11 protein-coding genes are annotated in these 14381 nt (G+C 31.0%); 7 read left to right on the top strand and 4 right to left on the bottom strand.

Annotation, left to right across the window (positions count from 1 at the left end; translation table 11 throughout):
• Positions 1 to 386 precede the first annotated feature (386 nt).
• The 5 genes from GOQ17_RS08540 (at position 387) to GOQ17_RS08520 (ending at position 4708) form a co-directional block, all read left to right on the top strand.
• Complete coding sequence (locus GOQ17_RS08540; protein WP_159636910.1) at positions 387 to 602, top strand: hypothetical protein; 216 nt, start codon at positions 387 to 389, stop codon at positions 600 to 602.
• Positions 603 to 1937 carry a tyrosine-type recombinase/integrase gene (locus GOQ17_RS08535; protein ID WP_317163266.1) on the top strand — a complete coding sequence of 445 codons (1335 nt, stop codon included), beginning with the start codon at positions 603 to 605 and terminating at the stop codon, positions 1935 to 1937.
• A gap of 253 nt (positions 1938 to 2190) precedes the next feature.
• Positions 2191 to 3120, top strand: a complete 930-nt coding sequence (locus GOQ17_RS08530; RefSeq protein WP_159636908.1) for a DUF8464 domain-containing protein — start codon at positions 2191 to 2193, stop codon at positions 3118 to 3120.
• 71 nt (positions 3121 to 3191) lie between these two features.
• Entirely contained in the window at positions 3192 to 3530 is a 339-nt protein-coding gene (locus GOQ17_RS08525; protein ID WP_159636907.1) for a hypothetical protein, read from the top strand.
• Positions 3527 to 4708, top strand: coding sequence for a relaxase/mobilization nuclease domain-containing protein (locus GOQ17_RS08520; protein ID WP_159636906.1), 1182 nt, complete (start codon positions 3527 to 3529; stop codon positions 4706 to 4708). Before GOQ17_RS08525 ends, GOQ17_RS08520 begins: the two co-directional genes overlap by 4 nt.
• A gap of 87 nt (positions 4709 to 4795) precedes the next feature.
• Here the strand turns inward: GOQ17_RS08520 and GOQ17_RS08515 are convergent, their stop codons facing one another.
• The 4 genes from GOQ17_RS08515 to GOQ17_RS08500 form a co-directional block, all read right to left on the bottom strand.
• Positions 4796 to 5308 carry a beta-barrel fold lipoprotein gene (locus GOQ17_RS08515; RefSeq protein WP_159636905.1) on the bottom strand — a complete coding sequence of 171 codons (513 nt, stop codon included), beginning with the start codon at positions 5306 to 5308 and terminating at the stop codon, positions 4796 to 4798.
• 20 nt (positions 5309 to 5328) lie between these two features.
• A complete protein-coding gene (locus tag GOQ17_RS08510) occupies positions 5329 to 6522 on the bottom strand; it encodes a hypothetical protein (protein WP_159636904.1) in 1194 nt (397 codons plus the stop codon).
• Between the two features lie 231 nt (positions 6523 to 6753).
• Positions 6754 to 7365, bottom strand: coding sequence for a hypothetical protein (locus GOQ17_RS08505; protein ID WP_159636903.1), 612 nt, complete (start codon positions 7363 to 7365; stop codon positions 6754 to 6756).
• 8 nt (positions 7366 to 7373) lie between these two features.
• On the bottom strand, positions 7374 to 8207 hold the full coding sequence (locus tag GOQ17_RS08500; protein ID WP_159636902.1) for a hypothetical protein: 834 nt from the start codon (positions 8205 to 8207) through the stop codon (positions 7374 to 7376).
• 105 nt (positions 8208 to 8312) lie between these two features.
• Between GOQ17_RS08500 and GOQ17_RS08495 the strand changes: the two genes are divergently transcribed.
• Together GOQ17_RS08495 and GOQ17_RS08490 are read left to right on the top strand one after the other, a co-directional pair.
• A complete protein-coding gene (locus tag GOQ17_RS08495; protein ID WP_159636901.1) occupies positions 8313 to 11507 on the top strand; it encodes a type ISP restriction/modification enzyme in 3195 nt (1064 codons plus the stop codon).
• Positions 11508 to 11509: 2 nt separating this feature from the next.
• On the top strand, positions 11510 to 13996 hold the full coding sequence (locus GOQ17_RS08490) for a KAP family P-loop NTPase fold protein (RefSeq protein WP_159636900.1): 2487 nt from the start codon (positions 11510 to 11512) through the stop codon (positions 13994 to 13996).
• Positions 13997 to 14381: the final 385 nt, after the last annotated feature.

Raw genomic sequence — 14381 nt, 5'->3', positions numbered from 1 at the left:
TATTATAAGATTTCTAAAATAGGGGATTAGCGCTTGATTTTTTGCGAGACATGAGCGAGACAAAACGCATATAAATTCGCTATTTTTACAGTATATTTGTTATATATATTAAATAATAGATTTTTTAACCACTCGTTAGGCGAAAGAATTAAAAACGACGTTAAAACAGCATTAGCATAGGTTTATATACAAAAAATCCCCACATTTCTGTGAGGATTTCAGTGCTCCCAACTGTTCTAATTTGATTTTTTAGTTTATTTTAATATACTTTAGTGTATTGAAATACAGTTTGTTATGAATTTGTTTTCAGAGTCTTTAATCCATTTTAATAGGCTTTAATAAAAATTCTGCCCCCTGTATTGCCCCCTACATTAAAGTTTGTTACAATGAGGTATAATTTTGAAATTAGAAAAGACAAAGTGTCAAAAATTGGACTAGCACCAATTAGATTGGTAGTGAAACATGAGAAAATTAGAATTCGTAAGAATTTAGAAGTTAAGTCTGCATTAGATGATTGGGATTCTGAAACGGAAACAATCGTTTATTCTAAAAATCATCCATTTGCTAAGGAGTATAAGGAATGGAATAAAGCCTTGTTTTAGATTAAAGATAAGGTTGATAATATATTTGAGTTCTTCAAGTATAATAACATAGAGTTTTCCGAAAAAGAGTTTTTAGATCGGTTCGAGTCTAATAATAAATCTGTAGCTATTGATTTCTTTCAAGCTTTTGATGAGTACATTTACGTATGTAAAAATACTAAAGCAAAAAGTACAATAAAGAAAATAACTACTTGTAAACACAAAATTTTCCAATTCAAGGATTTTACTAAATTCCCAGTTCGTTTTGATACTATAGATTATAGGTTTGAAGAGGCTTTTATGGATTATTGCTTTAACGAAAAAAGGTATTTAAATAATTATTATAGCAGAATTATCGCTGTATTAAAAACATTTATGACATGGGGACTTAAAAGAAATTATCATAATAACCTTTATTATAAAGAGCTCAAAAGGATTGAGAATGAAATAGAAGTCATTCGTTTAACTTATGATGAGTTAATGATTTTGTTTAATTATGAATTTGAAAATGGAGCTTTAAATAGATCGCGTGACATGTTTTGTTTTGGAGCATTTACTGGATTAAGACATTGTGATGTTTATGCTGTCAGTGACGCTATATTAGAAGATGATTTGATAAATATTACAATTCAAAAAACAAAAACATTTAATCACTTAGTCCCAATTAGTGATCATTTAAAGCAATTAATTGAAAGGTATAAAGGAACAATCTATGAACCTATTCCCAAAATAACGAGTACTAAGCTTAATATAAATCTGAAAAAATGTTGTGAATTACTTGGATGGGATAAGAAAATTGTTTTAACACGATTTCGTGGAGCTATTGCTGAAAAACGTGAGTTTTATAAGTTTGAGTTGATAACAAGCCATGTAATGAGGAAAACTTTCATTTCGGTTTCTCTTGAATTGGGGATTCCAGAGCGTGTCGTTAAGACAATTAGTAATCATAAAGATGAAAGAAGCTTTAGACGGTACGTTAAGCTAGAAGGAAAATATCTAGTAGATGAAATGAGTAAATGGAATAAGGGAGCTCTTTTAAAGATTAAAGGTAGATTTCGTAATAAAATTGAATTAGAACTTTTAAATGTTATTTCTGAAATAATGGATTCCTATAATTTGGAAGAGTTTCATTTTACGAATAAGGATGCAATAGAATTGCTGCGGAGTAATAACATAAAACTCACAAGAGGTGATGTAAAACGGATCATAGATAATTGGAAGATTCCATTGTCAGATAACACTTTTAATTACACAACTTATAAGTATGATACCTCAGGAATAATTTATGAAGCTCATCTGAAAGGTAGGTATTATACATTAAAAGGTTACGAGTTGCGTAAAATATTGATGATTTGATGATTGTTATGTTTAATATATTGATTGTTAGTTATTTAAATAATCATCAAACAATCATCAAAGTATCATCAATCATCAAACTATTTTAGAATTACCGTCATCAATCATCAAGTGTCATCAAAAAATGATGGTTTGATGACGGTTTGATGACATCTTAATTTATTGTTGTTCAGTTTATTGCATCTGATTGTCATCAAATCATCAAACTTTTTAGAAAATACGACCCTAAATATAGGTATTAGACTTAAAACTCATGAATTGCTCAATTGCTAATACAAGAATATCACTACTCTCAATACTCCACAAACAAGGGTATAAAGAGTCGTATTCGAGAAATAATAAAGGCAAAAAATGCCATTGGTTCATTAGTCCGTTTAGAGAAGAACGGACAGCAAGTTTTGTCGTGAATGAGGATGACAACACATACAAGGATTGGGGGACAGGAGAGGCAGGTAATGTTGTAGATTACATGGTTCGATATTATCGCTGTTCAGTTCAACATGCTTTGTCATTACTGGATTCCTTTGATCTAACTTCTTCTTTTATTAAGCAAAAAAAAGAACGTAATCAGCTTTCTAAAAAAGAAGACAAAGATCGTTATGAAATCCTAGCTATTAAAAAAATCCAAAACCCTAATCTCATAAAATATCTGAATCGAAGAAGGATCCATCAGCAATATTGGAGGTATCTCTGTGAAGTTCATTTTAAGATAAATAATAAGGTTTACTATGCTGTCGGTTTTGAAAATGACAGTCAAGGCTACGAGTTGAGTTGGGAATACTGGAATAAGGCTAAACAAGACTTTGTACGGCACAAAATGTGTCTTGTAGCCAAAGATATCACTCATATAAAGAATGGCTCTTCTAGCGTAGTGATTTTGGAAAGCTGGAGCGATTTTGTGTCTTTATTAAGCCTTTACCCAAAGTTATGCCTTAATAAGAAAATGGAGCTGAAGAATGACTTTATCATCATGAACTCGGTCTCTACCAAGTTGAAGGTGTTTGAGGTATTGTCAGAGTATTCAGCTACATACGACACTTTATACGCTAGCACAGACAATGATCCTGCAGGAATGGAAATTTTGAATGCATTAATGAATAAATATCCTGATAAAGTAATCCCTCTAAATGGATTTTACAAAGACTATAAGGATGTAGGGGATTACTTACTAAATAAGAAATAGCTTGAAAGTGAGCAAGCCATGTTGAGAGTCCCTCTTCAACGCTTGCTCAAAAAATTGCACTTCGTTTAATTATGAAAAGAAAACTGCTAAGTAAAGAAGAAAAACGAATTTTCGAGGTAAAAGTTCGTTTAAATATAAAAGAGAAAAGGAAGCTCGATGCAATAGTTTTTGCTACTAAGAATAATAGCCCAGAAGTAATACGTTCACTACTGATGAAGGCTAAAACTCCTGAGTCTATTCAACCTATTCTAGATGTCCAAACCTACCAACAGCTAAGAAAAATTGGAGTAAACTTTAATCAATATGTAAAAGCTATTAATCAAAGTCGAATTTCAGAAATTGATAATTCCATAATGACTGAATTGTACGCAATTCTCCAAATGATAAAATCTAAAATATACAGTTTATGATAGCAATGCAAAAAGTACACAGTTTTGCTGCAGCATTAGATTATAATGATAACAAGCTTAAACTTAAAGATAAATCTCATCGTGCAGAAGTCTTGGGTCATAATTTTCTGGAATATAATAAGGCAGAAATTATGAAAGAAATTGGAATGCTGAATAAACTAAATTCCAAGTTGACAAATGATGGATATCATGTTGCATTAAGTTTTTCTGAGAAGGATACACATTTAAGAAATGCTGATTTAATAGCTATAGCTGAAGCTTATAAAAAAGGAATGGGTTTTACGGATGATAATTTATTTGTCTTGTACAAACATAACGATGGAGAAGATCATAATCATATACATATCCATCTTTTATTACATCGTTTATCGATTAATGAGCAAGGTAAAGTACATGTAGTTTCTGATTCCAATAATTACAGAAGGAGCGAAGCGGTCTGTAGAGAACTTGAGATACGCTTTAACTTAGAAAAGGTTAGATCGTCTCATGAAGCACTAGATCGAGCACCAACAAAAGATGAGCTAGAAATGATTCAACGCACTGGACATCCCTCAGAAAGAATTTTAATGCAAGAAAAAGTTAAGTCAGCATTAGGTGTTTCTGTAGATATACAGTCGTTTATAGAGAATTGTAAGTTGAATGGAATTTACCTCTTGTTTAATCAATCCAGCAGCACAGGAAGAGTTTCTGGTATAACTTATATCAGTCAAAATGGATTTATAGCTAAAGGTCAAAAGCTTGGAAATCAATTTAAATGGAATAATTTATCTCAAAATCTAAATTATGGCAAACAAAGCAGAGATGGCGAAACAGTTCGTCAAACAAACATTGATACAAGATCAAGATTTGAAACTGAGCTTAACAAAGCAAATAGAGGAAGTGAAATTGGCGATGATCGAACTATCGGAATATCAAGTAAAAGTTATAAAGAATCAAAATATACTGTATCAGAAAATGAATTCAATGACAGAAAAGGAGGTGATTCAAGATTTACAGCCCATTCTCACGGAGATCGCACAGATGAAGAAACAGAGTCAGAGATTGAAGAATCTATTTCTAACGGGCTATCTCATGATTCAAATTCCCTTATTAGCAATCTTAGTGGCTTACTTGGTAGTGTTAGCGCTGAACAAATAGATGAAGAGGAAAGAAGAAAAAGAAGAAGGATGAGGCGTTAAATTATTATATAATTATATATTCAAGAGTTATATAAATATATACAAACAGCATTATATAAATATATAATGCTGTTTGTTTTTAAATGTTTAGTTTTCAATTAGTTCTTTTGGATTTGTAACATCCAGAATCAATGATTTAGCGGCATAATCATTTTGCTCAAAGACAAGTGTTTTAGTTGTTGTCTTTTTGCTGTCTACATAAAATTCATACGTCACTGTTAGCGGTTTAGCATTTTCTTTCAAATTGGTAAAGACTGATGAAATAGTGAAGGTACTAACAGTAGCGGAAGTTTTGATACTTGATGTAGCGCTAGGGATCGGGGATACGTTGGCTTGATGTATTATGCTTGCTTCATGAAATATCGATAAAGTAGAATTTATGCCTACAAACTTGAAATCACTTTTCAAGTCAGCGTCCACACTAGCTACTTGTAAACCTAGATTAGCTGCATAATCAGCATAGTTCGATCCGTAACTAATTTTTACTTCTACGACCTTTTTAGTTGATTGATTCGGACTTGGGTTATCATTATTGTTCTTGCTGCAAGAAAAGCTGATAAGCGCGACCAGAAGGAATGAAATTTTGATAATTGTTCTCATGATTTAATAGTTTTATGTGATTAAAATTTGTGTCTAATGTCAGCCAAGTTGTAATAGAAATACTCTTGACTACTTCGCAAAATGTAGCGTTTGATATAATGCGTGAAGTAGGATTCTGATAATTCTACAAGATTGAAGTCTTTTAAATTTGGCTTATGTTCTGGAAGGTTGTACTTCTCAATATTCGATAGCATCAAGTTTCGCAGATAGCTATTTGCACTTTTGATAGTTGTACTATATTTTGCTTTATGGGTTAATGTTCGTTGTATACCATAATAGATTAATCTGTAGGCTTTTGATAAACTGTAGTGATTAAATAGTTCATCTGCGATTAATTCTAAATTTTGTTTAATAAGATCAAAATTCGCATAGTTTCTGGTGCTATATTCAAAGTAGTTGATTATACTTTCTTGATAGCATTCTTTCCAAAATATCTCACGTTGAGCAGCTGTGTAATCTTTTTTGATAAGATAATTGAAGATTTCTCCTACAGTCAAAGTGTTACCATCTTTCGCTAAATTGAGTGTCCATTGGCAATTAGCCAAACTTAGTTGAGGTTGAAAAAGACCTAAATCACCGTAATGATCGAGCGAGGTTGAATATTCGACTTCTTTTTCTGGAATTAGGATCTTTTTATCAATAAATGCTTTAGTGAATTTAAAGATTTCCGTAGGAAGTTGGCGTATACCGAAATTTACTTCCATTAGACGAGCATGTATGAAATCGAAGGATTTTGATTCTTTATTAAAGTATTCGTGAATGAGTATAACTAATTGAACTTCTTCATAAGTACTTAGATTACTTAATTCAATAGCTGAGTTATAAGTTTTATCATAATAACTATCCCAAGTTTTATAAAATTGTACTTTTCTAGCCTCAAGCTCATTTTTTCTTTTTAAAACGCAAGTTTTACATAAACATTCGGGGGTTCCATCATGCTTGCAAGCAGGGCAATAGGTAAGTTCTTCAGCGAATGATGTTCTCCCTTTTGTTTTTCTGTACAAAGGTTTACCACAGTCACAAATATCATCGGTGATTATATAAGGCAGAAACATATAAAGGTTTTTGTTAATCTTAACATCTGGGAATGTTTCCTTAATCAAGCCAACCGAAGTTCCATCTTCATACATTGTCAAAATCTGAATTATTATGGACTCATCAACTGAAAGTAAAGGGGAGCTTTTGGAAGTGTAATAAAATCTTTCTTGTGCCATTTTAAGTTTATTTTGAGAAATAAAGAAAGGCGTGAAACTAAGATCATGTCCTTAACTGTGGTCTGCGACAACCAAACAACCAGACAGACTTAGCCCACGCCCAATATCAGGCACGGGCGTAAGTCTATCCTTACAGTGGTTGTTTAATTGAAGGTCGCAGTTTCAGTTAAACCACAAGGATAGCTTACGCTACTTTGTTTAATAAATTATTATTGTAAAGATAAGGAATTACTATATCTCAGATAGAATTTTTATATAAATATGTTCTTTATCCATCATACAAAAGCTTTCGGTTGATAATATTTTTATTTTAAAATCAGTTCGTTTGACTAAGTCATGAATTGCAGTGCTTACTCTATGATCGTTATCTAAGAAAAATAAAATTTTGTAAAAATCTTTTGTATTATCGATTATACTATCTCCACTTCGTTTTTTCTTTCCATTATTAAGTTTTTGAAAGTCAGATATTATAGAGTTTTTTTGAGCTGATCCAAACTTATGACCTAGGTTGATGGGATTAATACATTTGACTTCTGCTACAACTTTCAAATTTTTATTAATAATATTGATATCAAATCCATTGCTATTCGGTTTTGTAGTTTTAATTAGTTCCAGTAACTTTTTACTATAAACTTTATCTAGTTGAAAAAAATCTATCAACCACTCAGCTGCATACATTGTTGTTTTGTAAGTAAGCATATTATTAATGTCGGCCAATACTGTTTTAAGCTCAAAAATATCACTTATTGAAAGGTCTTGGTAATAGTCCTTTTCGATACCTGTAATTCGACTTAGATGCGTGTTGATACGAGTTTGTAGTGCTAAATCTCTATCGTATTTCATTGAAAATGTTATTCTGATGAATTCTGGAAAATTGAATTATTATCCATAAAATGTTTTACTATGTCTTGAAAAATCACGTTGTCCGCTATAGAAAATAATAACATTTCTGTATAGAACAATTTTTGTGTCTTTTCTAAATCTCCATCCCATAATTTTACGCTTATCTCTTTGATGAGTCTATTTAGACGTTTGTATGCATCCTTTTTATCGAAGTAGATAATCTGATCTCTTTTACTGATAAATTTATTTTTACCCAATAATTCTTGGTGGTCATTTGTAAAGAAATTATTAGCATGTTTGATATGAATTAACGTATTCATATCAAATGAAGTCATTTTTGAGTTTCTACCTTCAGGAATAGGGAAGTATTTATTACCAGCATTGGTTTTAAGAATTATCCAATTTAATGAATAGGCAATTCTTGAATCATATATGATAAATTCTTCTGGAAACATAAAAGAAGCTACTTTTGAAATACTTGCTATTTTATTGAAACCCCAGTCTTTTTTATTTATAAATTGATTAACCAAAGGTTTTACTACCTCTTTATTAAGATTTATGCCTCCCCAATCTTTTATTATCCATAAACATAATTCATCAAATTTACTATCGACGGAATTTACTGAGTTTGCATCATTCAAATGTTGATTTAGAGTGTGTTTTATTTTTAATTCTTTTTCAAAGTTAGATAGACTGTTCCAAGAAATCAGTTGCGCATTATCGATAATTTGAAGTTCCACTAATCTGTCAATTTTAGCATTCCAATTATAAAGTCGGTGAAGTTTCTCTTTAAGAGGCAATAGGTATCCTACAATTTTGTCTATATCTAATAAAGTATTCATAATTTAAGATTTGTTGAGTTTTAATATTTCGAAAGATAAATCATTCCTTTCACTTATTTTAACTAATTTTAAAACAATTTAAACCATATTCATTCGCTTAAATAAATGGATTTTTCAGTACAGCAATACATTGAGAATATAAATCGACTTTATGCTACAGGGAATGCGCGTGAGCATTCATACAGAGGAGATTTGCAACGATTATTAGCATCAATATTACCCCAAGATATATTAGTAACTAATGAGCCAGCTCGTGTTGAGTGTGGAGCTCCAGATTATGTGTTGACCAAAGGTAAAGCCAATATCCCTATCGGCTACATTGAAGCAAAGGATATTAATGTCGACTTAAAGAGCAAGACTTTAAAAGAGCAATTTGATCGTTACCGATTAGGATTGTCCAATCTAATTATTACAGATTACCTGCATTTTGTGTTTTATAAAGATGGTGAGTTTGTGGTAGAGATTCGCATCGCTCAAATCGAGAATGGAAATATTATCGGCTTAAATGCTAATTTTGAGCAGTTCGAGACTTTAATCAAAAATTTTGCTGAAACCATCACGCAGACTATCAAGTCACCGACAAAGCTAGCGCAACTGATGGCTGGTAAAGCTCGATTGATGGCTAATGTGATCGAACAGTCCTTAGATTATGATGATGCTCAAGAGCAAAATTCTTCGCTAAAGGGGCAAATGCTTTCGTTTAAGCAGATGCTTATACACGATATTACCAATCGTTCATTTGCAGATATATACGCACAGACGATAGCTTATGGTATGTTTGCAGCACGATATCATGATCCATCTTTGCCGACATTCTCACGTATGGAAGCTGCGGAGCTGATTCCTAAATCTAATCCTTTTTTGCGTAAGTTATTTCAAGATATTGCGGGATTTGATGTAGATAGCCGTATTGTCTGGATAGTGGACGAATTGGTGACAATATTCTTAGCTACAGATGTGGCCAAGATCATGAAGACTTTTGGACGCTCGACCAAGATGGAGGATCCAATTATTCATTTCTATGAGACATTCTTAGCCGAATATGATAAATCCTTACGCAAAGCGAGGGGAGTGTGGTACACACCACAGCCTGTAGTTAATTTCATTGTACGTGCAGTAGATGATATATTGAAAGATGAGTTTGGACTTTTAAAAGGATTGGCCGATAATTCAAAAACGAAAATCAAAGTCAAGGTACAATCTGCCGATAAGCGTCACAAAGGCGGTGTAACCGATTACGAACGTGAAGTGCATCGTGTACAGGTACTCGATCCAGCTACGGGTACAGGAACTTTCTTAGCGGAGACCATTAAGCATATACACAGCAAATTCAAAGGCATGGAAGGCATGTGGCAGAAGTATGTCAAAGAAGACCTAATACCACGTATGAATGGATTTGAGCTCTTGATGGCTTCCTATGCGATGGCTCATCTTAAGATGGATATGCTCTTGTCGGAGACTGGTTATGTAGCCGAAGACAATCAACGTTTCCGTATCTTCTTGACCAATTCGCTCGAAGAGGCCCATCCTGATTCGAATACCTTATTTAGCTCTTGGCTATCTGACGAATCCAATCAAGCCAATGAAGTAAAGAAAGATACTCCAGTGATGGTTATAATAGGTAATCCACCATATAGTGGAGAGTCTGCTAATAAGGGTAAGTGGATAATGGATTTGATGGAGGATTATAAGAAGGAGCCAGGAGGAAAAGAAAAACTTAAAGAGCAAAATTCGAAATTTATAAATGATGATTATGTGAAATTCATTCGTTTTGGACAACATTTCATCGAGAAGAATGGTTCGGGTATTTTGGCTTTTATCAATCCACATGGCTTTTTGGATAATCCAACTTTTAGAGGAATGCGATGGAATTTGCTCAAAACTTATGATAAAATCTATACCATAGATTTGCATGGTAATGCGAAAAAGAAAGAAACTGCTCACGATGGAGGTATAGACCAGAATGTATTTGATATAATGCAAGGGGTTTCCATTAATCTATTCGTCAAAACCGGGAAAAAAGCTAAAGATGAATTAGGTCAAGTATATCACTATGATTTGTTTGGTAAGCGAGAGAGGAAATATGAATTTCTGATTGAAAATGATATTAAAGCAATTTCTTTTTCAAAATTAGAAAGTAATCCTCCGAATTATTTTATGGTTACTAAGGACATGTCCTTACAAAATATTTATATGCAAAATATTGCATTAAATGAATTGTTTGTAATTAATTCATTAGGTTTACTTACAAAAAAAGATAAGTTTATAACTGATTTTGAAATTGATAGTGTAAGAAATAGATTGCTGGATTTTTTAAATCCAGAATTATCTGATGATGTTTTAAGTGAAAAATACAATTTAAAACTAAAAGATAATGACAAATGGAATCTATTTTTGGCGAGGGAACATCTAAAAAAAGAAGGAATAAATGATTTTAAATTTAGAATTCAAAATTATAGATGCTTTGATACGAGATACGTTTATTATGATGATAAGTTTGTAGCTCGTTTAAATACAAAAGTACTAGGGAATTTCAAAGAAAAATCAAAAAATTATTCGTTAATAAGTGTTAGGCAATTAGCTAGTAATGATTTTTACCATATTTTTATATCTGACAAAATATCAGATCAATGTTTTATTTCAAATAAAACTAAAGAAGGCTGTCAAGTATTCCCTCTTTATTTATATCCCGAAACCAATGGACAATTAAGTACAGACGAACAACAAGAACGTATTCCAAATCTAAACAAAGAAATTGTAGCTGAAATAGCAAAAGGATTGGGGCTAACGTTTACCAACGAGAAAGAAGATACAGAAAATACATTTGCACCAATAGATCTTTTAGACTATATCTATGCGGTATTACATTCGCCAGCTTATCGCGAGAAATACAAGGAATTCTTGAAGATAGATTTTCCGAGAGTGCCTTATCCTGCGGATGCGACAGCATTTTGGCAATTGGTTGAGCTTGGTGGACAAATACGAGAGCTACATCTTTTAGAAAACAAAAAAGTAGAAGATTTGATTACTTCTTATCCAGTAGGAGGTAGCAATATCGTAGGCAAGCCAGTATTCAAAGATGGCAAAGTCTATATCAACGAAGCACAGTATTTCGATAAGGTGTCCGAACTTGCTTGGAACTTCTATATAGGAGGCTACCAACCTGCTCAAAAATGGCTCAAAGACCGTAAAGACCGCGAACTGGACTTTGATGATGTCTTGCATTACCAAAAAATGATCGTCGCTCTAACAGAAACAGATCGACTAATGAAGGAAATTGATAAAGTATTGGAGGTGTAGATATGATAAATTTCCTTGATAAAGCTTTGGAATCATTAAATTTTAAAAGACTATTTCGACCAATGTGGCAATATGAATTTGATGAAAAAAAATATTTAAAAGAATTCAAATTATCAAAAGCAATTTTGTGCTTTTTATTTGCTATGACATTGGTTGGTTTTGATGATTATATTTTAAATAGTCATGTTAAAAGTTTACTAGTGTTTTTAAAATCAAATTTCAAAATCAATGAAAACTTACTTATTGTAGTAATCTATATTTTTGTTTTAAATATTGCAAGAGTAATATTTAATAGACTGAGACATGGTTATTTAATAACAATAAATTCTCTATGGTATTCAATTGTCATAATTTATGTATTCAATGTATTTATTTCTAATAGTGTATTTTGGGAAGTTGAACTTTCGGATCATGTTGAACTATTAGCCTTTGGTATGTTAATTACATTAATTATTTATACTAGTAAGTGGTCATTATATTATGTTAGAAAAGATACTGAAAATAAAGATTACCAGTTCGTATTAGATAATAGTAGTGCATCAGATCTTTTAAATTTTTCAGGATTAAGTAGTGAGCTTATTAAATTTATACATAACACAGAAACTGAACAAGCTTTTAATGTCGGTGTTGTTGGTAATTGGGGGGATGGTAAGACATTTTTTTCAAATTTAATTAAAAGGGATTTGGAAGTTTATCGTGATGATTACATTATTATTGAATTCAATCCTTGGCAGTATGATTCAAGTAATTTGATAGATGCCTTTTTTTCTGAGTTTATATCATCGACCAAATTCTTGAATAAAGAATTAACTACCGACATAGAAAATTATGTTAGTCAAATATCTGATAGTTATGAAAATGATAAATTAAATCTTTCTCTTAAACTCGTTAAACTAATGGGGGGAAGTAAGTCTTTATTTGATCTTAAGAAAGAGATTTCCTGTCAATTACAACTTTCTCGTAAAAAAATAATCATAATAGTTGATGATACGGATAGGCTTGATAGCCAAGAGTTAATGAGTGTACTAAAGTTGATTAGAAATTCAGCAAATTTTGCTAATACATTTTTTATAGCAGGGATTGATATAGATTATGTAAACTCTAAAATTGATAATGCAAAGTATATAGAAAAAATTTTCAATGTATTAATATCACTCCCTATCTTAAGTAATGATTTATATGAAAAAACCATTTTAGATAAATTTAAGAGTGAATTTAACGATTCAAAATTAATTGATTCATTAAGTGATTTATTAAGAAATGAATCTTTTGCAGCAATGATTAGAAATTTAAGACAAGTAAATCGATTAATTAATTCTTTTAAAATTGCTTATAATAAATTGAGAGGTAATATTGATTATACAGATTTATTGATTCTGGAAGCTATTAAATCTAGTAACACTATTGTATATAATCGAATACTTAATAATGTAGATTTTATAAATTCTTTCATACAAGAAGATGAATCTAATCATGATCCTTGTCAAAAAGAATTGAATATTGATAAAATTTCGAAATGTCAAATTTTGCATATTAAAAATTTATTAGAGCTTTTAGGGTCAAATAAAAATAATATAAAAGGTTACTCTAGAGAAAATAGATTATTGTACTTTAATTATGCAAATTATGGCTTAAGTATAGTCGAATTTTTTGATACAATTGAAAAGTCAAATTTTGAGATTGCAGATAAATTCAACGAGTGGCTGTCAGAAGATGAAATGATTAAAAAAGATCTTTTTAGCATACTTTTAATCTATTTAAGTGATAATAAAGATAAAAACTTAATGCCTGCTTTACTAAATTTAAAAGATCCGAAATTCTCACGTGATGTAATTATCTCAGGATTTCTCAATAAAATCCCTTTACCCGATGAATTATATGGATTATTAAGAGATGTGCTAGAATCTTATAAAGAAGATAGAAATGGTAAAAATAAAACCGTCTACTTAGAAGTGGTTTCTGATATTGTATTAAGAATTTTACGATTAGATGCTGAAGATAACAAGGTTTTAAACAGTGAATTTAAAGAGGTGATTTTAGAATTATATATAAATACACTAAAAAATTTAATCATTAGAAATGAAGACGTAAAAAAGGTTTTTGAATTATTTAAATTATCAACCGTAGAGATTATGAATGATCATTATGTGTATGATGATAGAATTGTAAATATTGTCAAAGATTATGTTTCTAGGGATAATAATTTCATTAAATTAATTGAAGAAACACTAATTGGTAAAAAATGGTCTGGAAATTATGATGATTATACAAGAGAAATTATAATATCCAATTATATCAAAATTCTTTTTTCAGAATCTGAAACAAATAAACTAATTAATAAAAGCTATACTGCTCCAAATATCCCTCATCTTGAATTTCTAAAACATTATATTGATGAGTTTTATTTATATAATAAGTCAACAACTTTTGCAAAGTATGTAGATGATGAACAATTACATAATAAATTTTTGAAATACTATAACAAATAGTTTTTTAATATTTTAAAATTAAAGTTGTTACAATCACTGCCCCCTAAATAGCCCCCTGATAAAAAATAAAAGCCTGTAAGTTAGTAACTTACAGGCTTTTTCAGTGCTCCCAACTGGGCTCGAACCAGTGACCAAAAGATTATGAGAGGATATGCATCTCAGTCTTAAATCTTTATCATTCAGTTCTTTGATACCTAATATTCAGAAGTGAACCATATTTTGAACCAAAATGATTTATTTTGAAACTAAGGTGGTTACTGAATATTCCGGACCATACTACACCACCATTCCACAGCAAAGTACACCAGTCATTCCGCTCCAAAGTACACCACTAATTAATAGCGTTGTACAGGTTTGATTCATCAGTTAGAATAATCTTATGTAT

This window comes from Sphingobacterium composti, from assembly GCF_009829075.1.
GTDB classification, from domain to species: Bacteria; Bacteroidota; Bacteroidia; order Sphingobacteriales; family Sphingobacteriaceae; genus Sphingobacterium; species Sphingobacterium composti.
This window is presented reverse-complemented; position numbering and strand designations above follow the sequence as displayed.

Bases quoted from the DNA above. Each gene is read 5' to 3' on its own strand.
- GOQ17_RS08525 (WP_159636907.1), top strand. From the start codon at position 3,192: ATGAAAAGAAAACTGCTAAGTAAAGAAGAAAAACGAATTTTCGAGGTA.
- GOQ17_RS08520 (WP_159636906.1), top strand. From the start codon at position 3,527: ATGATAGCAATGCAAAAAGTACACAGTTTTGCTGCAGCATTAGATTAT.
- GOQ17_RS08490 (WP_159636900.1), top strand. From the start codon at position 11,510: ATGATAAATTTCCTTGATAAAGCTTTGGAATCATTAAATTTTAAAAGA.
- GOQ17_RS08500 (WP_159636902.1), bottom strand. From the start codon at position 8,207: ATGAATACTTTATTAGATATAGACAAAATTGTAGGATACCTATTGCCT.
- GOQ17_RS08530 (WP_159636908.1), top strand. From the start codon at position 2,191: ATGAATTGCTCAATTGCTAATACAAGAATATCACTACTCTCAATACTC.
- GOQ17_RS08505 (WP_159636903.1), bottom strand. From the start codon at position 7,365: ATGAAATACGATAGAGATTTAGCACTACAAACTCGTATCAACACGCAT.
- GOQ17_RS08540 (WP_159636910.1), top strand. From the start codon at position 387: ATGAGGTATAATTTTGAAATTAGAAAAGACAAAGTGTCAAAAATTGGA.
- GOQ17_RS08515 (WP_159636905.1), bottom strand. From the start codon at position 5,308: ATGAGAACAATTATCAAAATTTCATTCCTTCTGGTCGCGCTTATCAGC.
- GOQ17_RS08495 (WP_159636901.1), top strand. From the start codon at position 8,313: ATGGATTTTTCAGTACAGCAATACATTGAGAATATAAATCGACTTTAT.
- GOQ17_RS08510 (WP_159636904.1), bottom strand. From the start codon at position 6,522: ATGGCACAAGAAAGATTTTATTACACTTCCAAAAGCTCCCCTTTACTT.